Raw genomic sequence first — 20,902 nt, forward strand, 5'->3', positions numbered from 1 at the left:
ATGGATGACACCGCGCTGAAATTGAGTTTTGCCTCAGCCATGGCGGAGGTCGATCCGGAGGAATGGAACGCGGTCGCCAATCCGACAGGCGTCCGGTTCGATCCGTTCCTCAAATGGGAATTTCTCGACGCACTGGAAACCTCCGGCGCCGCAACACCGAACACAGGCTGGATGCCGCGTCATATCCTGATCCGTGACGGAACAGGACGGTTGAAGGCGGCGATGCCGCTCTACGGCAAGAGCCATTCGCGCGGCGAGTTCGTCTTCGACCATTCCTGGGCCGATGCCTTCGAGCGCGCGGGCGGCACCTATTACCCCAAATTGCTTGGCGCCGTACCCTTCACGCCGGTCACCGGCCGGCGCCTGTTGGTGCGACCTGGACCGGACCAGATTCGCCTGCAAACCGCACTCCTGTCCGGCGCGATCCAGCTGGCCGAGCAGAACGAGCTTTCATCCCTGCACATCAATTTCGCCTCACCGGAAGAGGCCGGTATGCTGTCGGAGACGGGCCTGTTGCTACGTACCGACCAGCAATTCCACTGGCAGAACCGCGACTATGGATCGTTCGACGACTTTCTCGCCGACCTCTCCTCCTCCAAGCGAAAGAATCTTCGGAAGGAACGCGCGAAAGCACAGGAAGGATTGGAGTTCGTCCACTTGCGGGGCGATCAGATCACTGAAGCCCACCTGGATGCATTCTATATTTTCTACATGGACACCGGCGCGCGTAAATGGGGCTCGCCCTATCTGACCCGGGACACTTTCTCGCTCTTGCGAGAACGGATGGTCGACGACCTCCTTTTCATCTTTGCCATGTCGGACGGAGCGCCTATTGCCGGCGCCATGAATCTGATTGGCTCCGACACACTCTACGGCCGCTACTGGGGATGTACCGAGCACAGATCAATGCTGCACTTCGAGACCTGCTACTATCAGGCCATCGACTACGCCATCGAACACAATCTCACCTTTGTGGAGGCCGGCGCACAGGGCGGCCACAAGCTGGCCCGTGGCTATACGCCCGTCACCACCTATTCCACCCACTGGATCGCCCATCCCGGCCTGCGCCATGCCATCGCCGACTATCTGGAGCGCGAACGCGAAGCGGTGGAGCAGGATCAGGAATACCTGACCGAACGGACCCCGTTCAAGAAAGGGGAATGAACAGCCCTGCCCTCACCCGAAATTTAATACATCACCGAAAGCCCCAAGATGACCCTTCACGATGCCTACGATCCCGACAATATCTTCGCCAAGATCCTGCGCGGTGAAATGCCCGCCGTCAAAGTCTATGAGGATGACGCTGCACTCGCTTTCATGGACGTGTTTCCCCAGAGCGAAGGTCACACGCTCGTCGTGCCGAAGGACGTGGAAGCGCGCAACCTGCTCGACATGCCTGTCGACAAGCTCGGCCCCTATATGGCGACCGTGCAGAAAGTGGCACAGGCTGTCGAAGCGGCCCTGACGCCTGACGGCCTTGTCGTGACCCAGTTCAATGGCGCCCCCGCCGGACAAACCGTCTATCACCTCCACTTCCACATCATTCCGCGATGGAAGGATGTGGCGCTCGGCCGGCATGGCTCGGGCGAAATGGCGGACACGGCCAAGCTCGGCGTGCTGGCCGATCGCATCAAGTCCAAGCTCTAGGCGCTAGAGCCCTAGCTTCGCTTTCAGGATATCGTTGACGGCTTTCGGATTGGCCTTGCCACCGGAAGCCTTCATCACCTGGCCCACGAACCAGCCCATCGTCTTGGGCTTTTCCTTGATCTGGGCCACCTGGTCCGGATTGGCGGCCATGATATCGTCAACGATCTTCTCGATCGCGCCAGTATCGGTCACCTGTTTCAGGCCGTGCTTTGCGACAATATCAGAAGCTTCACCTTCACCCTCGATCATCCGGGCAAAGACATCCTTGGCGATCTTTCCGCTGATCGTGTCATTGGCAATCAGTTCAATCAGGCCGCCGAGGCTGGAGGCGGATACCGGACTGTCGGCCAGCTCAATATCCTGCTTGTTGAGATAGCCGAACAATTCCTGGGTTACCCAGTTCGCGGCAAGTTTCGGATCGCGGCCCTTCGCCACGTCCTCGAAGAAGCTGGCTTTTTCGGCGTCGGCGCTCAGCACACCGGCGTCATACCGCGACAGGCCATAATCGGTTTCAAAGCGGGCGCGCTTCTCGTCTGGCAGTTCCGGCAGGGTGGCGCGGATTTCCTCGATCCAGGCCTGCTCGACTTCCAGCGGCAACAGGTCCGGGTCCGGGAAGTAGCGGTAATCATGCGCATCTTCCTTGGAGCGCATGGAGCGAGTCTCGACCTTCACTGGATCGAACAGGCGTGTTTCCTGGTCGATGGAGCCACCATCTTCAAGGATCTCGATCTGACGACGGGCTTCGTATTCAATGGCCTGCTGGATGAAGCGGAACGAATTCATGTTCTTGAGTTCGCAGCGCGTGCCGAGATGGCTGAAATCACCCGTCTCGCGGAATTTCTCATACTGGCCCGGACGGCAGACTGACACGTTCACGTCCGCGCGGAGATTGCCCTTCTCCATGTCGCCATCACAGGTGCCGAGCGCGATCACGATGGCGCGCAGCTTTTTCACATAGGCGGCGGCTTCGGCTGGCGTGCGGATGTCCGGCATGGACACGATTTCCATCAGCGCGACGCCGGACCGGTTGAGGTCCACATAGGTCGAGCTTGGATCCATGTCATGGATCGACTTGCCGGCATCCTGTTCGAGGTGCAGGCGCTCGATACGGCATGGGAAGGCATAGGCGTCGCCGCCATGCGCGGGCTCAACATCCACCTCGATTTCGCCTTCGCCGACAATCGGATGCGCGAACTGGCTGATCTGGTAGCCTTGGGGCAGATCGGGATAGAAATAATTCTTCCGGTCGAAGCGGGAATAGGTGTTGATCTGCGCCTTCAGGCCAAGCCCGGTGCGGATCGCCTGCTCGACGCAATAACGGTTGATGACCGGCAGCATGCCCGGCATGGCCGCATCGACCAGTGACACATTGCAATTCGGGTCCGCGCCGAACGCCGTAGACGCGCCGGAAAACAGCTTTGCATTGGACGAGACCTGGGCGTGGACTTCGAGGCCCATGACCAGCTCCCAGTCACCTGTTTCACCCTTGATTACATACGGTTTGCGCGCTGACATATTGTTCTCTGCTGACACTCTGTTTCTGCGTTCTTCTACCCGCCTGATCGCGTCACTGTCGAGCCGTGAATACCATTCGATTGGCGCCAGCTCTTCCAATTTTCAGGATATGGGCGAATAATCCTCCCTGTGGAGGAAAAAGGGAGCGCCGGAATGATCTTCAAGATGATGATGGACGCCTCAAGCGAGGACGAAAAGCCGGTGGTTCGCGGCTTTCTCAAGCATCTTATCCTGGGATTCGCCGGCGGCATGGCCGTGGGCTCCGTCCTTCTGGGGGGCATGCTCCTGTCGCTCCAGAACATGGACCTCGACATGCCACTGCTCTGGATTTTTGCCATGATGCTGCAATGCGGCCCCGTTGGCGGCCTGATTGGCGTCGGAGTCTATCTGTCGAAAGTGACCACGCGCGACTCGGGCAAGGATGATGATGACGAGCCGGGCCCGGGCGGAAATGCCCCTGAAGAGGCCAAACCGGATCAGATCATCGTGCGTCCAAAGGCACGGCCAGTCGGCGCGCTGAAGCCCTCCAAGGCGTGAGCTAGTCCAGCTTGCCGGCTTCCTTCGCGCGGCGCACCCGCTCGGCGCGCGCAGCCATCCGGTCCTTAATGGAGGCAGATTGGGCGACGCGGACAGGGCCTTCGTTTTCCGCGACGGGTTGGGGGTCTTCTGGCACCTCTTCCAGCTTACCCTCTTCGACCAGCTTCTTCCGCCGCGCGGCCACACGCGCTTCCCGTGCTGTCTGCGCCGCACTCTTGCCGCTGAACAGGCCGGACAGTTTGGACTTACCTGCACCATCCGGCTGAGGATTGTCTTCGAGGCGCTGCTTGCGCCGGGCAATGATGCGCGAGATCCGAAAAGAGACATAGCCCGCGACCAGAAAGGCCACGAGCAACATGTTGCGCATTTCGGGCGCAAACAGGCTGTAGCCATATTGCGCCATCATCGCCGCCATCAGGGCGAGGCAGAAGGCAAGCAGGACAGCAAAGAGAAGGAGAAAACGGGTCATGTTCATGCCCGAAACCTACCACCACTTGTCAGCCTTGGCCACGAAGCCGGTTGCGCGTTCCAATTCGCCGCCGACGCGGAAACAGGCGGTTTCGTCGAGCGCCTTGCCGATAACCTGAAGGCCGAGTGGCAGGCCGCTGGACGACAGGCCCGCCGGAACGGAAATGCCGGGAAGACCCGCAAGGTTGGCCGTCACGGTGAACACGTCATTGAGATACATCTCGACCGGATCACCGCTTTTCTCGCCAAACGCAAAGGCCGGGCTCGGACAGGTCGGCGTCAGTACCGCATCGCAGCTCTCAAAGGCTTCAACAAAATCATTGAGGATCTTGGTGCGGACCTTTTGGGCGCGCAGATAATAGGCGTCATAATATCCGGATGAGAGCACATAGGTGCCGATCATCAGGCGGCGCTGGACTTCGGCGCCAAACCCGCCTGCCCGCGTGCCTTCATACGTTGCGGTCAAGTTCTCGCCAGCGACCCGCGCGCCATAGCGCATACCGTCATAGCGAGCGAGGTTTGAGGACGCCTCTGCAGGCGCAACGATATAATAGGCTGGCAGGGCATACTTCGTGTGCGGCAGGCTGATATCGACGATTTCGGCGCCTGCAGCTTTCAGCCACTCGATCCCCTGCTCCCACAATTTGTCGATTTCTTCGGACACGCCCTCCATCCGGTATTCTTTCGGAATACCGATCCGCATGCCTTCGACACCGCGGCCCACATCGCTGCGCCAGTCCGGCGTCTCGACGTTCAGGGACGTGGAATCCTTCAAATCGTGGCTACACATTGCTTCCAGCAGGATCGCGCTGTCTTCAACCGTCTTCGCGATCGGACCGGCCTGGTCGAGCGAGGAGGCAAAGGCCACCATGCCATAGCGGCTGGCACGGCCATAGGTGGGCTTGATGCCGACCGTGCCGGTGAACGCAGCGGGCTGGCGAATGGAACCGCCGGTGTCCGAGGCCGTCGCCGCGAGGCAGAGATCCGCCGCCACTGACGCGGCCGAGCCACCCGACGAACCGCCCGGTGTCAGGCCCTGATTGTCGCCCTTCCGGCGCCAAGGGTTGATGACATTGCCGAACCGCGAGGTCTCGTTCGACGAGCCCATGGCAAATTCGTCCATGTTGAGCTTGCCCAGCATGACCGCACCTTCGTCCCAGAGGTTCTGGGTGACGGTGGATTCATAGGTCGGGGTGAACTCGCCGAGGATGTTGCTGCACGCCGTGGTGCGCACGCCTTTGGTGCAGTAGAGGTCCTTGATGCCGAGCGGCGCGCCTTCCAGCTTGCCACCCTCGCCCTTGGCCAGTTTCGCGTCGGAGGCATCGGCCATGGCCAGCGCCTTTTCTGGCGTCTCGACCACATAGGCATTCAGCGTCCGTGCGCCTTCAATGGCGTCGACGAATTGCTGGGTGATCTCGCGCGAGGAAAACTCCTTGGCTTTCAAGCCATCGAGCGCTGCAGCGAGGGTAAGTTTGGTCAGTTCGGTCATCGGATATCCTGAGAAGAAATCTGCCCGCCTGCTATGACGGCTTGGGGGGAAAGTTCAAGCCTTCGTGAGCCTTCTTGTCAGTTGACAGGAAAGGGTGCACAGTTCAACCAGAACGAACCAGACCGGAGTTTCTCGTGCGCCTTATCCTGTTCAGCCTCGCTACTCCCCTGCTTCTCAGCGCCTGCACAAGCACTGAAAATCTGGAAGACCGCCCCAAGGGCATCGAACGTTATGCCGGTGATCCGCGCCTCGGCGAAGAAGTTGACCGAATCTGCTTTGCCTCCACGATCGACGGTTTCAGCGAGACCACCCGGGATACCGTGATCGTCCGGGAAGGCGGGGACCATTACGTGATCGAAACCTTCGGCTCCTGCACCCCGCTGGAGGATGCCATGCAACTCGGCTTTGACAAAACCGGCGGCTGTCTAGGCAAGGGAGACGCAGTCATTGCCTCGACCAGCCTGTTTCCCACCCCGCAACTTCCCCCCTTCGCTTCGCAGAAATGCTTGGTCAAGAGCATGTACAAATGGGATCCGGACGCCATAGAGGAAACGCCTGAAGAAACATCCGAAGATGGCGAAGATAGCTGATGCCCGCCTGACAGGGACGTGGTAATCAGGCCCATGCAGAAAATCGGATACGCCTCACCCGTTGAGGTTCGCCAATCTCCCTTTCACGGTCGCGGCCTGTTCGCGACCGTTTCCTTTGAGACGGGGGATCTGATCGCCACATATCCTCTGCTTATCCTCAGGGAGGAGGACACAGCGGCTATCCGGGGTACCCAGATTCATCACTACGTCTTCTATGTCGACGAAAACGAGAACGGACATATGCGTGCCGCAGTCGCATTCGGCCTGATCTCGATGTGTAATCACAGCCCTGACGCAAATGCGGACTTCACGGTTGACGCCGAAGCGCAGACCGTGAGCCTGAGCGCGCGGAAACCCATCCCCGCCGAGACCGAAATTCTGATCGACTACGAAGAATTCGCGGACCAGATCCTCTGATCCTCACCAGCGCCCACACATCCGATTCCAGCGCCATAACAGGTGCGCCGTTACATGGTAGAGACTTTGGGAAAGGTAGTTTAGCCCCGGAAGACTCCCGAGCCAGGCCAACCATCCGTAGCCGGGGGTACGGCGCCAGATTTCTGCAATAGCGGGCCATCCCTTCAAAATCTGGCCATTCGCCTCAATCGCATACAGCTTCAGACGGACATCCTCCAGGGAAATGCCCCGATTGAGGTAGCGCTCGGGCGTCCGGGAGACATCGACATAGTCTATCAGATCCGTGCCTGTCAGGCTGCGTCGTTCGAAATGGCATATGCCTTCCCGGCAGACGGGACACACACTGTTGTAGAGAACTGTCAGCCGCTCCATGGTCGCAATCTACGGCAAAACTGGTCGGGTGACACTGTGGCGTGTCTTATTCGACAGCCTTGGGGACGACGAAAAAGCCGTCTTCACTGCGCGGGGCATTCGCCAGAACCTGATCCCGGATGTTGCCGTCCGTAACGACATCGTCCCGCATCGGCAGGTCGGTCTCGACGACGGAGGTCATTGGCTCGACACCCTCGATGTCGACCTCGTTCAACTGGTCAATCCAGCTGAGGATGCCATTCAGCTCCCCCACCAGTTCCTCGACATGCTGTTCGCTGACGGCAATGCGCGACAGGCGAGCAACCTTGCGGACATCATCCTTGGTGACAGACATGAGCGAGCTCCAACACTTGAAATCGAGCCGCCCGAATACGCCATAGGCAACACGGCATCAAGGCGCTATGTGGGCTATTCATGCCCATAACTGATCCTGACCATTTTCCGAAAACCGGCGCGCTGATCGGCATTGATCCCGGCACGAAGACGCTCGGCATCGCGTCTGCCGACGGCCTGCGCATGCTGGCCAGCCCGGTCGAGACCATACCGCGCGGCAAGAAGCTGGCACCTGTCCTTGATCGCTTGTTCCACCTTTATGATGATCGTGTCGCCGTTGGCATCGTGATGGGCCTGCCCCTGAATATGGACGGATCCGAAGGCCCAAGGGCGCAATCGGTCAGGGCGCTTGCGTGGCACATCATGAAACACCGTGATGTGCCGATCCTGTTCCAGGATGAGCGGCTTTCGACTGTTGAAGCTGAAAATGCGATGATCGAGGCTGACCTCTCCCGAAAGCGTCGCGCCGAGCGAATCGATGCCTCGGCCGCCGCCGTGATCCTCAATGACGCTCTTCAAAGACTGGCCCGCGCCTGATGTCGGGCTTTCTCTACGCCCTGCTCCCCGTCATCGCCATCGTGACGCTCGGCCACATCCTGTCGGTTCGGAAATGGATCCCGACCGATAGCTGGCGCGCCATTGAGCGCCTCTCCTATGTCGTCCTCTTCCCGGCCCTGATCCTTCGCACACTGGCCAACGCCCCTTTCGAGGAAGCGCCCTGGGGGCTCGCCGCCGCGCTTATCCTGGCGCAGTTCGCCCTCGGCGGTGTCGGATGGCTCGCCCGGTTCCTGCCCAACATGCCGGGGCCTGCAGTCGGCTCGGTGATTCAGTCAAATGTACGCTGGAACACGATGATTGGCCTCTCCATCGGCAGCCTCCTGTTCGGCGAAGAAGGCCTCGCCCTCGTCACTATCGCCGCCGCCGTGATGATTCCGACCGCCAACATTCTCTCGGTCTATGCCCTCATCGCCCATGCAGACGCGCCGCACGGACCGAAGCCCAACCCGTTTGTGGCGCTGTTCAAGAACCCGATCGTGATTGCCTGTATTGGCGGGCTCGCGCTGGCCGGCGCGAGCATCACCCTGCCACGCCTGCTGGATGACAGCCTTCGCATCCTGGGTGATGCCGCCTTGGCTCTCGGCCTCCTGTCGGCGGGGGCAGGCGTCGACCTGTCAGCCTTGCGGCGCGCCGGGCCCCGCACCCTCAGCTGGTCACTGGTCAGATTGCTCGGCCTCCCGGCGTTTGCCGTTGGCTTCTGCATCCTTCTCGGCGTCACAGGCACACCGCTGGTGATCGCCCTGATCTGCGCCGCTACACCAACCGCCACCAGCTCCTACATCCTTGCCAAGGAACTGGGCGGCGACGCGGCGCTTTCAGCCAATCTGATTGCCGTCGAAACGGTCCTCGCGATGATTACGCTCCCGGCCCTCTACCTGCTTCTCACACTCTGACCCTCTTGCCCCGACTCGGAAACGCGCCTAAACCGCCGAAAATCGAAAGGGCCTCCATGAGCAAGGCGGCAATCCATTACTCCTTCGACCACGAGCATTTGCTGGGCATTGATGGCCTTCACCCGCTCGATCTCACTCATATTCTCGATCTGGCAAACGACTATGCCGAAGCGACCCGGTCCGGGAAACGCGCCGATCCGGTCCTGTCCGGAAAGACGGTCGTAAATCTCTTCTTCGAGAACTCGACCCGCACCATGAGCAGCTTCGAGATCGCCGCCCGTCGGCTCGGCGCCGACGTTGTCTCGATGCCAGTGGCGCAGTCTTCTGTGAAGAAGGGCGAAACGCTGATCGACACGGCGATGACGCTGAACGCCATGAGACCGGACGTGCTGGTGGTCAGGCACTCGGCCTCGGGCGGGGCAAAGCTGCTCTCCCGCAAGGTCGATTGCGCCGTGATCAATGCTGGCGATGGCACGCATGAACACCCGACCCAGGGCCTGCTCGACACGCTGACCATCCGCCGCAACAAGGGCCGGATCGAGGGACTCAAAGTCGTCATCTGCGGCGACATTGTCCATTCCCGCGTCGCCCGCTCGACCACGCTGGCGCTGCACCTGCTCGGCGCGGAAGTGCATCTCTGCGCACCGAGCACGCTAATGCCATCCGGCACCGAGACATGGGGCGCCGCCTCGGCCACATCGGATTTCGACGCGGCGCTGGAAGGCGCAGATGTCGTGATGATGCTCCGCCTGCAACTGGAGCGCATGGATGGCGCTTATTTGCCCAGCCGGCGGGAATATTTCCGTTATTTCGGCCTGACTGAGGAACGCCTCAATCATGCGAAGGCGGACGCCATCGTCATGCACCCCGGCCCGATGAATCGCGGCATCGAGATCGAGAGCGCCATCGCGGATGGTGAGCGTTCGGTGATTACCGAACAGGTGGAAATGGGCGTCGCGGTCCGTGAAGCCGTGCTCCATTTGCTGGCAGGAGGCCGTCCATGAGCCTGTCCATCTTCAATGCCCGCCTGCTCGACCCTGCCTCCGGAACAGATGAAATCGGCGCCATCCTCGTTGAAGACGGCTGCATCACGGCGATCTCGCCGGGCGCAAGCAGTGCTCACAAAGGCGCAAGCGAAACCCTCGATGCGGGCGGTCTCTGCTTCGCGCCTGGCCTGATTGACCTTCGCGTGAAGACCGGCGAGCCCGGTGACGAACAGAAGGAAACACTTGCAACAGCGTCCCGCGCGGCTGTGGCTGGCGGTGTGACCAGCCTGGTCGTCATGCCGGATACCAAGCCGGTCGTGGATGATGTCGCACTAGTTCGCTACATTTCAGACCGTGCCAAGGTCAGTGCAAAAACGCGCATCTATGCCGCGGGTGCGCTCACCACCGGCCTTGAAGGCAAGGCCATGGCAGAAATCGGCCTGATGGCTGATGCCGGCGCAGTCCTGTTCACCAATGGTGATGCCCCGATTGGTGACCCATCCATCCTGAAGCGCGCGATGACCTATGCCGCCAGCCGCGGCGCCATCGTCATGTCCCGTCCGGATGACAGTGCTTTGAAGGGTTCCGGGGTCATGAATGCGGGAGCATTTGCGGCTCGCAAGGGCCTGTCTGGTATCCCGAGAGAAGCCGAATGGATCGGTGCGGCGCGTGACCTGATGCTTGCTGAGGCCACCGGATGCACGCTGATCCTCGATCAGGTATCGACCCCGCGCACGCTTGAACTGGTGGCAGATTCCCGCGCTCGTGGCGCGAGCGTTTTCACGACTATCGCCGCCCATTCCCTGTTCTTCAACGAGCTCGACGTCGGTGACTATCTCACTTATTGCAAGGTCAATCCGCCCTTCCGGGACGAGGACACGCGCCTGGCCATGATCGCCGCCCTGAAGGCAGGCGAGATCGACGCTGTGGTGTCAGCGCATGATCCGCAACCGCCGGAAGAAAAACGATTGCCCTTTGGCGAGGCGAGCTTCGGCGCGGCAGGACTCGAAACCACGCTGTCGGCCCTGCTCAGCCTCGTGCATGACGGCCCGCTGACACTCCTGGAGGCGCTTGCACCACTCACCTCCAGACCGGCGGACATGATTGGATTGCCAGAAGGACGCCTCTCTGAAGGGGCGCCTGCAGATTTCATCCTGTTCGATCCGAACAAGCCCTGGCTTTGCGAGCGCGAGCACCTTCTGTCCAGATCAACCAATTCCCCCTTCGACGGTCGCCGGCTGCAAGGCCGGGTCCTGAAGACCTTTGTCGGGGGCGAACAGGTTTTTGCGCGGTAACAAGGCCGGGCCTTGCCCCCTGCCGGTTCCATTCGTAGAATTTTCAATTGGGAATTGAGGAGATCCATATGACAGCTGAGCTGGCATTCCCCTTGGCAGCGCTCTGCGGCTATCTCGCCGGCTCGATCCCGTTCGGCCTGCTCCTCATACGTGCGGCGGGCCTTGGCGACATACGGTCCATAGGTTCGGGAAACATTGGTGCAACGAATGTGTTGCGCACTGGGCGAAAGGACCTTGCGCTCGCCACCCTGCTACTGGACAGCCTCAAGGCTGGCTTGGTCGCGCTTGCATTCGGCATGGTTGCCGGGCGAGAAGTCGGCTTCGTGGCAGGCGCCTTCGCTTTCATCGGACACTGCTATCCCATCTGGCTTGGCTTCAAGGGCGGCAAGGGCGTCGCGACCTATGCCGGCCTGTTGCCCTTCGTCTCCCTGCCCGGTTTCTACGTAGCGGCGCCGATATGGCTTGGCCTGTTTGCGCTGACCCGCATCTCCTCGCTCGCAGCATTGACGGCTGCGGCCCTTGTCCCGCCCGGCGCCTGGTTGCTCGGGGAACGGAACATGTTCATTATTGGCGGGCTCGCCCTGTTGTCACTTTTTGTGTTCTGGACGCACCGCACCAATCTCGGCCGCCTGCTGAGGGGTGAGGAGCCCAAATTCGGCACCAAGAAAACGGCAGACCCGAACGCATGACGCCCGCGCGGCCTCTCAGTGATGCCGAGCGTATCGACTGGGTGAGGCTCGCGCGTACACCGAATATCGGCCCGGTCACCTTTTTCCAACTGCTGCGCAAATTCAAATCGGCCGGGGCCGCGCTGGAAGGACTGCCAGAGCTGACGCGCAAGAGCGGCCGAGGCCGTGAACTGGTCCCTCCGGCCATCGCCGATATAGAACGCGAACTGAACCTGACACGGAAATACGGCGCGCAAGTGATCGCCAGTTGCGAACCTGCCTATCCTGCCCTGCTGAAGACCCTCGACCCGCCGCCGCCGATCCTGACGGCTCTGGGCAAGATCGACCTCGCCACAAAGCCCACTGTCGCTATTGTCGGCGCGCGGAATGCTTCCGCAGCCGGTCGCAAGCTCGCCCGGGACATTGCATCAGAGCTGGGACGGGCCGGCTTCGTCATCGTTTCCGGACTGGCCCTCGGAATTGATGGCGAAGCACACGCCGCGAGCCTCGCGACAGGAACAATCGCCGTTCTCGGCGGCGCGGTGGATCATGTCTATCCGCCTCAGCATGACCGGCTCTATGCGGAAATAGCGGCGAAAGGACTGATCCTGTCCGAAAGCCCGTACGGCTATCGCGCCAAGGCGCAGGATTTCCCGCGCCGCAACAGGATCATCACAGGCCTGTCGCGCGGTGTTGTGGTCGTCGAGGCCGCCGAACGGTCCGGCTCGCTCATCTCTGCACGCATGGCCGGAGAACAGGGGCGCGATGTCATGGCGGTGCCCGGCTCGCCCCTTGATCCGAGGTCTGCGGGCACGAATCATCTGATCCGGCAGGGCGCGACGCTGGTCCGGCATGCAGACGATATTCTCGAAATACTGGAAAGCCTGTCCTTTTCAGGCGTGGCCGCGACAGGCGACCTTTTCGAGGGTCCGCCGGACCCCGAGCTTCCGGCTGACCTGCTTGCCCGGATCCAGCAGGCCTTGTCCCCGCATCCCATGCCCCTGGACGAAATTGCCCGCGCCGCAGGGGCCACACCCGCGCGGTGCGCCGCTGGCCTGATGGAACTGGAACTGGCCGGGGATGCCATCACGCTACCGGGCGGGTTGGCCTCGCGCGCTTTCTAATCCCGCCTGTGTCGTGGGCGCATCGTCAGAAACATGAAAAATCAGCCGGAATCGTCTCATGGCTGGACGATTCCCGCCTTCCTCTCTAAGCCTCCCAATGGAACTGAGTGACGGCGCAGCGCAGAAGCGCCGCATCCGGCGTTCAGAAACAGCTGTAAGGGTACGCGTTTTGGCAAAATGGCATCATGTTGCGGCCGCACTTGGACTGGCGGCCTCTCTCCCTTGGTACGCCATTGCCCAGGAAGACCCTGCCAGTCCGCAACCTGCCCAGCCAGACGAGCGTGTCGTCCTGGAAGCGGACTATGTCTACGAAGTCCGCGACGAGAATAAACTCGTCGCTGAAGGGAATGTCGAAGCCCTCTATCAGGGGCGCATCCTGCGGGCGGACAAGCTGGTCTATGACCGAACGACCGACAAGGTCCGCGCGAGCGGCAACGTCATTATCATAGATGAAACGGGCAGCCAGCAATTCGCGGATGAAATCGAGGTCGATTCCACACTGGAAGACGGTTACGCGATCGGATTTTCCGCACGACTCGATCAAGGCGCCACAGTTGCGGCAAACTCCGCAATCCGGCAGTCAAACGGCGTGAACGCGCTGGATCAGGTGGTCTACACCGCCTGTCCGGTCTGCGAGGAAGACAAGACCCCGACCTGGTCCGTCCGGGCGCGGCGCGCCGTGCTGGACCAGGAAAGCCAGATGATCTCCTATCGCGATGCCGTGATTGAAGTTGCGGGCATCCCGGTATTCTATTTTCCTTTTCTCGCCCACCCGGATCCCACGTCCGAACGGCGATCAGGCCTTCTGATCCCCTCTGCCGGCAACTCGTCAAAACTCGGTTGGTTCTACCAGCAACCCTATTATTGGGCCATTTCGGATTCGTCCGAACTGACGATCTCGCCCCTGGTCACGCAGAATGTGAATCCCTTGCTGGAACTTGATTACCGCAAGAAGTTCTATTCTGGCGCGATCAACATCAATACGAGTTTCACCAATGAGCAGGATTTCGACAGCGACGGCGAACTTTTGGGAGAAGAAAAATTACGCGGGCACATTTATGGAAGCGGCCTGTTTGCTATCAACAATCAATGGAAATGGGGCTTCGGCATCGAGCATCAGACAGATGACCTCTATGACCGCCGATACGACCTGGACGGGCAAAATGAACAGCGCGGCCTCTACGCCAGCCAGCCCCGCCGCCTCCTGACGCAATTGTTCGCCATTGGCCAAGGCAACGACTATTATACTGACGTCGCCTTATTGAAATTCCAGGGATTGCGCGAAAACGATGATGACGGCGAACTTCCGACGGCCCTGCCTGTTTTCTATGGCGAAAAATACTGGGACCTTGGCAATATGGGCTTTGCCAGCGTCAACGCCTCAAGTGCCATCCTGAGCCGGGATTTGGGGGAAGACAGTCACCGGGTCAGTGTTGGCGCGGACTGGACCGATCTCAACGTTTTGCCAGGCGGATTCACATTCGAGCAATTTGCCGAAGTTCGTGCCGATTATTACGGATTGGACGAAGACGCATCGGGCGAGGAAAGCGTCTCCCGCGCCGTTGGCAATATCGGCGGCAAGCTCGCCTATCCCATGATCCGTCCGGGCAAGACAGTCGATCTCATGATCGAGCCAGCCGTCATGGCGGCTTGGGGCCTGTCCAATGTAAACGATGATGCAATCCCGAACGAAGACAGCCTGCTCTATGAAGCCGATGAATCCTCACTGTTCGAGGCCAACGGATTCGGCGCCTTCGACCTGTATGAAGGCGATGGAAAACTCGCGGCCGGCATTACCACGCGTGCCGTTTGGAAAAACGGTCCGGACCTGAGCGCCACAGTCGGCAAGCGCTGGCGCTCCAGACCGGATGATTCCTTCGATGCGATCAGCAATCTCGACGGAACTTCATCAGATTGGTTGATCTCTGCGACCGCAGATTTCGGGAGTCTGTTGCGTGTGGACACTCGCGCCCGCCTGGACGAGGACGGCTTCAGCCTGAACCGAATCGATGCCAAATTGTCTTCAAATTACAAGCGCTTGCGCGCCGTGGCGCAATATTACAAGGTGGATGAGCGCATCGCGATTAGCGGCGGAGGCGACGAAGGCATTTTGCTTCGCGGGGAAGTCAGAGTCACGGATCAGTATTCCGTCTTCTTCGGGCAGCTGCGCGACATCGAATCCAATCTCAATGCCCGGCAAGAATACGGTATTGCGTTCGAGGACGAATGTTCGCGATTTGAAATTGTCTACCAGCGCTCGGAATTGCAGGACCGCACACTCGGCCCGGAAGAAAATATCCAATTCCGCTTCTCCCTGAAAACCATTGGAGATTTCGGATCTAGCGAATTCGATTGATTCGGCCCTCTCAGGTTGAGATCGCGGTTTCACCTTCCCCTAAATTTCCGTAAGAATTCAGGGGAGACTGCCCTGATCCGTTGCGCAGGATTCTAGGACTTGTATGGTCCGCCAGTATAATTGCCACGGGGCCCGGCTGGGCACTCAACGGAGGCCATTTATGGTTCGTCAGATTTTCGCCGCTGTCCTTCTCTCGGCCCTTCCGGTCGGGTACACCGCGACCGCGCAAGATACCGGCGCACAGGAGCGTCTGGCGCTGGAAGGCGTCGCCGCGATCGTGAACGACCAGCCAATTTCCTATTCCGACGTGCGCCAGCGCGCGCGGCTCCTGCTGCTCAGCCTGGGCGGCCAGCAACCGTCGCAAGAACAGATTCAGCAGATTACGGGACAGGCGCTTGAACAGCTGATCGACGAACGGCTCCAGCTTGAAAAGGCAGCCGAATTCGAAATGGAGATCGCGCCGGAAGAGATCAATTCCGCAGTGGACGACATGGCACGTCAATCGGGCGCCACGGGCGACCAGCTCAAGCAGCAATTGCTGGCAGCCGGCGTGAACCCGGCCAGCCTCGAGGAGCAGATGCGTGCCGAGATCGCCTGGAGCCGTGTGATGAGCGGTCTCTACGGGTCCCGCATCCGGATTTCCGACAACCAGGTCGATGACCAGTTGAACCGGGTACGCAGCTCGCTGCAGGAAACCCAGTACCGCATTTCGGAAATCTTCCTCTATGCGCCAGATGAAGAAACCAAGTCCCAGGCGCTGCAAGCCGCCAGTTCCATCATCGAACAACTTAATCAGGGCGCCGATTTCCGCATTGCTGCCCAGCGCATTTCGTCTGCGCCAACTTCCGCGACGGGCGGCGATATGGGCTGGATTTCCACTGGTGACCTCGATCCGGCCCTTGCCCAGGCGGTCGAAGACGCGCCGGGACCGGGCATCGTCGGCCCGGTCTCCATCGAAAATGGCATCTACATTCTGAACCTCGCCAGCAAGCGCGAGCCGGCCAAGCTGACCACCAAGGTCGATCTTATTCGCCTGCAAGTGACGGATGGCAACGCCCCCGATCTTGAGGCCGCCATGGAGGCGATCGAGACCTGTGAGGACGTGCAGAGCGTCTCCAACTCAAAGTCCAATCTCCGTCATGCCGACCTGACCGATATCGACGTCGAGGAACTCGGCGCCGAGGGCAAGGATCTGGTGCTCGCAACCGAAGTGGGCCAGCCAACGGAGGTTTTCGCCGCTGGCCGGGGTCTTGCGGTCATGTATGTCTGCCGCCGCGAAGATGGCGCCGAGGCTCTGCCGTCCCGCGACGACCTGAAAGGCCGTCTCAAGGATCAGGAACTCAGCATGATCTCCGAACGTGAGCTGCGCGACATGCGCCGCGAAGCGACGATTATCTATCGCTAGGCCTTGCAAGGCTTGCTGTTTGGGTGAAAACCGCCTGAGTGACTGACACAAGCCCTTCCCCGCTCGTGGTGACGATGGGCGATCCCGCTGGCGTGGGACCGCAGATCACCGTATCCGCTTGGGAACAGCTCCGGCAGGAGTCTGCCTGCGCCTTCTTCGTGATAGGGGCGCCGGACCTGTATGCAGGCCGCGTTCCCGTGGAGACGATTTCGCACCCCTCAGAGGCCGGCAAGGTCTTCACAACCGCCCTGCCCGTCTTGCCCCTGGACAGCGTTCCGGACGTTCAGGACGGCACACCGGATGCCGCGGCAGCTGCGGCCATCATCGCCTCCATCGAGCAGGCAACGGCGTTCTGCCTCGACGGAACGGCTGACGGCATGGTCACCAATCCGATCAACAAGGCCCTGCTCTATGGGGCAGGCTTTCGGCATCCCGGCCACACCGAATTCGTCGCGACGCTCTGCGCCGAGGCCACGAACACGCCCCTCCAGCCCGTCATGCTGCTGACGGGCGGCGGGCTGCGCGTGGCCCTGGCCACCATCCATGTCGCCTTGAAGGATGTGTTCGCCCAGTTGAATACGGACGATCTCATTCGGCTGGGCAAGATTGTCGAGGCCTCCATGCGCAAGGATTTCGGCATCGCCTCCCCGCGCCTCGCCTTCACGGGCCTGAACCCGCATGCCGGGGAGAATGGCACGATCGGTCGCGAGGAAATCGACATCATCAATCCCGCCGCGGCCACATTGCGCGCTGCAGGGATCGACATGTCCGACGCCCGGTCTGCTGATACCGTATTCGCCGAATCCCTGGACGGACGATTTGATTCCATCATCGCCATGACGCACGATCAGGGCCTTATCCCTGTGAAGACACTGGACATGTGGGGCGGCGTGAATACGACGCTCGGCCTGCCTATCATCCGCACCAGCCCTGACCATGGTACGGGATATGACGCCGCCGCGAGCGGCACCGCACGACCCGACAGCCTGATCGCCGCCATCCGGCAAGCCCGGATGATTGCCAACAACCGAAAGCAGATTTCATGAGCCGCGACGAGACGCCTCCGGGCCTGACACAGGCGACCGCGCGCAAGGCGCTGGGCCAGCACTTCCTGTTCGATCCGGATATCCTCAAGCGTACAGCGCTGGCAGCGGGCCCGGTTGAAGGCCGCACTGTCATCGAAGTGGGCCCCGGCCCCGGCGGCCTGACCCGCGCCCTGCTCGACCAGGGCGCCGGAAAGGTGATTGCCGTCGAAGCCGATGAACGCTTTGCAGAAGCGCTGCAATCATGGCCGGAGGCCGAAGCGGGACGGTTGCATGTTATTCTGAAGGATGCGCGCAAGGTCCGCTGGGAAGAAACCCTCACGGAATTGGGCGCCAGCATGACCGCAATGATCATTGCCAACCTTCCCTATAATGTCGGCACACCGCTGCTGGTGAACTGGCTGAAGGCGGCGGCATGGCGCGGCGAAATGGCCCTGATGTTCCAGAAGGAAGTCGCCGAGCGCGTGTGCGCCAAGCCGAAGACGGACCATTATGGCCGCCTTGCCGTGCTCGCACATGCCGTCGCAGATCCGCATATCGCCTTCACGCTGCCCCCTGGCGCATTCCGGCCGCCGCCAAAGGTGGATAGCGCCGTTGCGGTGCTCCATCCATTGCCCGCCGAAAAGGTCTTCCCGCATCTCGACAAGCTCGAAGAAGTATCGGGCGCCGCCTTTGGCCAGCGTCGCAAGATGTTGCGGGCGAGCCTGAAACCCTTGGCAAAGCGTCACGGTCTCAAGGCAGTGGAGTGGCTCCAGAGCCTCGACATAGACCCGACCGCACGCGCCGAAACCCTCAGCCAGGAAGAGTTCCAGCGCATGGCCGCATCCCTCGTCAAATAGGCTTTCTATGCGACACAAAGAAAACGGCGCTCTGGTTTCCCGGAGCGCCGCATTTCAATCTGATGGAAAGTGACTAGTCGCGTTCGAGGTCGAACCGATCGGCTTCCATGATTTTCGTCCAGGCCGCGACGAAGTCGTGCACGAACTTCTCTTTCGCATCGTCCTGCGCATAGGCTTCGGACAGGGCGCGCAGTTGCGAATTGGATCCGAAGACGAGATCAACCCGCGTTCCGGTCCATTTCACCTCACCGCTTTCGCGGTCACGTCCTTCAAAGACGTCCTGCTTTTCGGTCGCTGCTTTCCAGGCAACGCCCATGTCCATCAGGTTCACGAAGAAATCGTTGGACAGGGTGCCCGGACGCTTGGTGAAGACCCCATGCGTAGAGTCTCCATAATTGGCACCGAGGACACGCAGGCCACCAACAAGCACCGTCATTTCTGGTGCGGTCAACGTCAGCAGCTGGGCTCGGTCAAGCAGCAATTCCTCCGTCGGGACAGAGAACTCGACCTGAAGATAGTTGCGGAACCCGTCAGCCTTCGGTTCAAGCACGGCATAGGATTCCACATCCGTTTGCTCTTGCGAGGCATCCATGCGGCCCGGTGTGAACGGCACGGTGATGTCAAAGCCTGCATCCTTGGCAGCCTTCTCGATCGCGGCGCCGCCGCCCAGAACGATCAGGTCAGCCATCGAGACCTTCTTGTCGCCCGTCTGGGCGTAGTTGAAGGCGCGCTGGACGCTTTCCAGGAGGCCGAGAACTTTCGCAAGCTTCTCAGGCTCGTTGACCTCCCAATGCTTTGCCGGTTCGAGACGAATACGTGCCCCGTTCACACCGCCCCGTTTGTCGGAGCCGCGGAAGGTGGATGCTGCACCCCAAGCCGTCGAGACCAGTTCGGATACGGACAGACCGGACGAAAGGATCTTTTCCTTCAGTTCCTTGATGTCGTTCGCATCGACCAGTTCATGATCGACCTCCGGTATCGGATCCTGCCATAGCAGCTCTTCGCTCGGCACTTCCTCACCCAGGTAGCGCACAACCGGACCCATATCGCGATGGGTCAGTTTGTACCAGGCGCGGGCAAAGGCGTCCGCGAACTGATCCGGATTTTCATGGAACCGGCGCGAGATTTTCTCGTATTCCGGATCCATCCGCATGGCCATGTCGGCCGTGGTCATGATCGTGATCTGCTTCTCGGACGGGTTGTGGGCCTTTGGCGCCATGTGCGCCTCGTCCACATCCTTTGGCTGCCACTGGAAGGCACCGGCGGGGCTCTTCACGAGTTCCCACTCATAGCCGAACAGCATGTCGAAATAACCATTGTCCCATTTGATCGGGTTCGGGGTCCAGGCGCCTTCGATGCCACTGGTGATCGTGTCATCGCCGTGACCCATGCCGAACTTGCTCTGCCAGCCCAGCCCCTGTTCGGCGATGTCTCCGCCTTCAGGCTCCGCCCCGATCATAGCCGCATCCCCGGCACCGTGGCATTTGCCGAAGGTGTGACCGCCTGCGGTCAACGCCACGGTCTCTTCATCATTCATGGCCATCCGGGCGAAGGTTTCGCGAATGTCCTTGGCGGACGCCAGCGGATCGGGATTACCGTCAGGGCCTTCGGGATTGACGTAGATGAGACCCATTTGAACAGCCGCCAGCGGGTTTTCGAGCACACGCTCGCCGCTGTAACGGCTGCCGGGCTTGTCGCTGGTGGCGAGCCACTCTTCTTCAGTGCCCCAGTAGATGTCCTTCTCAGGTTCGAAGATGTCTTCCCGGCCCCCGCCGAATCCGAACGTCTTGCCGCCCATCGATTCGATGGCGCAATTGCCGGCGAGGATCATCAGGTCGGCCCAGGAGATCTTGTTGCCGTATTTCTTCTTGATCGGCCAAAGCAGGCGGCGTGCCTTGTCGAGGTTGGCATTGTCCGGCCAGCTGTTCAGCGGCGCAAAACGCTGCGAGCCAGAGGTCGAACCGCCCCGCCCGTCGCCCGTTCGGTAGGTGCCGGCGCTATGCCAGGCCATGCGGATGAAGAAAGGCCCGTAATGGCCATAATCAGCCGGCCACCAATCCTGGGAATCTGTCATCAGGGCAAACAGGTCCTGCTTGATCTCCTTCAGATTGAGTTTGTTGAATTCCTTGGAATATTTGAAAGTCTCACCCAGCGGATTACCGAGCGGAGGATTCTGGTGAAGGATGCTGAGGTCGAGTTGGTTCGGCCACCAGTCGCGGTTCATGCGCCCTCGTAGCGAACGCATTACCGGGCACTTGCCCTCTGGGGCTGCGTCATTTCCGTCCATATTCATCTCCCTGGGTAGATCATTTGCCTGGAAGCTGTTCCACCGGAACACTCCCTTTTGAAATCAGTCGCCAATGGAAA

At 60.4% G+C, this 20,902-nt stretch carries 21 protein-coding genes; 15 read left to right on the forward strand and 6 right to left on the reverse strand.

Annotated features, from left to right (window positions below; translation table 11 throughout):
- On the forward strand, positions 1-1,164 hold the full coding sequence (locus V7660_RS06740) for a GNAT family N-acetyltransferase (protein WP_335602356.1): 1,164 nt from the start codon (positions 1-3) through the stop codon (positions 1,162-1,164).
- 48 nt (positions 1,165-1,212) lie between these two features.
- The gene (locus V7660_RS06745) at positions 1,213-1,647 is read left to right on the forward strand and encodes an HIT family protein (RefSeq protein WP_335602357.1); all 435 of its coding nucleotides are present in this window, start codon (positions 1,213-1,215) and stop codon (positions 1,645-1,647) included.
- 3 nt (positions 1,648-1,650) lie between these two features.
- On the opposite strand, the gene gatB is transcribed toward V7660_RS06745, so the two are convergent.
- Positions 1,651-3,162 (reverse strand): Asp-tRNA(Asn)/Glu-tRNA(Gln) amidotransferase subunit GatB, encoded by a 1,512-nt coding sequence (gene gatB / locus V7660_RS06750; protein WP_335602358.1) that lies wholly within the window; start codon positions 3,160-3,162, stop codon positions 1,651-1,653.
- A 153-nt stretch (positions 3,163-3,315) separates the two neighbouring features.
- Between gatB and V7660_RS06755 the strand changes: the two genes are divergently transcribed.
- Entirely contained in the window at positions 3,316-3,699 is a 384-nt protein-coding gene (locus V7660_RS06755; RefSeq protein WP_335602359.1) for a hypothetical protein, read from the forward strand.
- Position 3,700: 1 nt separating this feature from the next.
- On the opposite strand, the gene V7660_RS06760 is transcribed toward V7660_RS06755, so the two are convergent.
- Entirely contained in the window at positions 3,701-4,168 is a 468-nt protein-coding gene (locus V7660_RS06760; RefSeq protein ID WP_335602360.1) for a hypothetical protein, read from the reverse strand.
- A gap of 15 nt (positions 4,169-4,183) precedes the next feature.
- Positions 4,184-5,656 carry an Asp-tRNA(Asn)/Glu-tRNA(Gln) amidotransferase subunit GatA gene (gene gatA / locus V7660_RS06765; RefSeq protein WP_335602361.1) on the reverse strand — a complete coding sequence of 491 codons (1,473 nt, stop codon included), beginning with the start codon at positions 5,654-5,656 and terminating at the stop codon, positions 4,184-4,186.
- Positions 5,657-5,790: 134 nt separating this feature from the next.
- Here gatA and V7660_RS06770 point away from each other — a divergent pair, with 134 nt between their 5' ends.
- A complete protein-coding gene (locus V7660_RS06770) occupies positions 5,791-6,246 on the forward strand; it encodes a DUF6491 family protein (protein ID WP_335602362.1) in 456 nt (151 codons plus the stop codon).
- 33 nt (positions 6,247-6,279) lie between these two features.
- Positions 6,280-6,663, forward strand: coding sequence for an SET domain-containing protein-lysine N-methyltransferase (locus V7660_RS06775; RefSeq protein WP_335602363.1), 384 nt, complete (start codon positions 6,280-6,282; stop codon positions 6,661-6,663).
- Between the two features lie 3 nt (positions 6,664-6,666).
- On the opposite strand, the gene V7660_RS06780 is transcribed toward V7660_RS06775, so the two are convergent.
- Both V7660_RS06780 and gatC read right to left on the reverse strand, forming a co-directional pair.
- Positions 6,667-7,035, reverse strand: coding sequence for a thiol-disulfide oxidoreductase DCC family protein (locus V7660_RS06780; RefSeq protein WP_335602364.1), 369 nt, complete (start codon positions 7,033-7,035; stop codon positions 6,667-6,669).
- A 46-nt stretch (positions 7,036-7,081) separates the two neighbouring features.
- Positions 7,082-7,369, reverse strand: a complete 288-nt coding sequence (gene gatC / locus V7660_RS06785; protein WP_335602365.1) for an Asp-tRNA(Asn)/Glu-tRNA(Gln) amidotransferase subunit GatC — start codon at positions 7,367-7,369, stop codon at positions 7,082-7,084.
- 80 nt (positions 7,370-7,449) lie between these two features.
- Between gatC and ruvX the strand changes: the two genes are divergently transcribed.
- From ruvX to rsmA, 10 genes are all read left to right on the forward strand, one after another.
- The gene (gene ruvX, locus V7660_RS06790) at positions 7,450-7,905 is read left to right on the forward strand and encodes a Holliday junction resolvase RuvX (protein WP_335602366.1); all 456 of its coding nucleotides are present in this window, start codon (positions 7,450-7,452) and stop codon (positions 7,903-7,905) included.
- On the forward strand, positions 7,905-8,819 hold the full coding sequence (locus V7660_RS06795) for an AEC family transporter (RefSeq protein WP_335602367.1): 915 nt from the start codon (positions 7,905-7,907) through the stop codon (positions 8,817-8,819). The genes ruvX and V7660_RS06795 overlap by 1 nt, the downstream gene beginning before the upstream one ends.
- A gap of 56 nt (positions 8,820-8,875) precedes the next feature.
- Entirely contained in the window at positions 8,876-9,823 is a 948-nt protein-coding gene (locus V7660_RS06800; RefSeq protein WP_335602368.1) for an aspartate carbamoyltransferase catalytic subunit, read from the forward strand.
- Complete coding sequence (gene pyrC, locus V7660_RS06805; protein ID WP_335602369.1) at positions 9,820-11,100, forward strand: dihydroorotase; 1,281 nt, start codon at positions 9,820-9,822, stop codon at positions 11,098-11,100. The genes V7660_RS06800 and pyrC overlap by 4 nt, the downstream gene beginning before the upstream one ends.
- 68 nt (positions 11,101-11,168) lie before the next feature.
- Positions 11,169-11,789, forward strand: coding sequence for a glycerol-3-phosphate 1-O-acyltransferase PlsY (gene plsY, locus V7660_RS06810; protein ID WP_335602370.1), 621 nt, complete (start codon positions 11,169-11,171; stop codon positions 11,787-11,789).
- Positions 11,786-12,892 (forward strand): DNA-processing protein DprA, encoded by a 1,107-nt coding sequence (gene dprA / locus V7660_RS06815; RefSeq protein WP_335602371.1) that lies wholly within the window; start codon positions 11,786-11,788, stop codon positions 12,890-12,892. The genes plsY and dprA overlap by 4 nt, the downstream gene beginning before the upstream one ends.
- A 169-nt stretch (positions 12,893-13,061) precedes the next feature.
- Entirely contained in the window at positions 13,062-15,248 is a 2,187-nt protein-coding gene (locus V7660_RS06820) for an LPS-assembly protein LptD (protein ID WP_335602372.1), read from the forward strand.
- A 160-nt stretch (positions 15,249-15,408) separates the two neighbouring features.
- Positions 15,409-16,653 carry a peptidylprolyl isomerase gene (locus V7660_RS06825; RefSeq protein WP_335602373.1) on the forward strand — a complete coding sequence of 415 codons (1,245 nt, stop codon included), beginning with the start codon at positions 15,409-15,411 and terminating at the stop codon, positions 16,651-16,653.
- Positions 16,654-16,691: 38 nt separating this feature from the next.
- A complete protein-coding gene (gene pdxA, locus V7660_RS06830; protein ID WP_335602374.1) occupies positions 16,692-17,699 on the forward strand; it encodes a 4-hydroxythreonine-4-phosphate dehydrogenase PdxA in 1,008 nt (335 codons plus the stop codon).
- Complete coding sequence (gene rsmA, locus V7660_RS06835) at positions 17,696-18,535, forward strand: 16S rRNA (adenine(1518)-N(6)/adenine(1519)-N(6))-dimethyltransferase RsmA (protein ID WP_335602375.1); 840 nt, start codon at positions 17,696-17,698, stop codon at positions 18,533-18,535. Before pdxA ends, rsmA begins: the two co-directional genes overlap by 4 nt.
- Positions 18,536-18,608: 73 nt before the next feature.
- Here rsmA and katG read toward each other — a convergent pair whose 3' ends face one another.
- Positions 18,609-20,822, reverse strand: a complete 2,214-nt coding sequence (gene katG, locus V7660_RS06840) for a catalase/peroxidase HPI (RefSeq protein WP_348210699.1) — start codon at positions 20,820-20,822, stop codon at positions 18,609-18,611.
- Positions 20,823-20,902: the final 80 nt, after the last annotated feature.

Origin of the sequence: Hyphomonas sp. (genome assembly GCF_036964145.1) — a bacterium.
Lineage (GTDB): Bacteria > Pseudomonadota > Alphaproteobacteria > Caulobacterales > Hyphomonadaceae > Hyphomonas.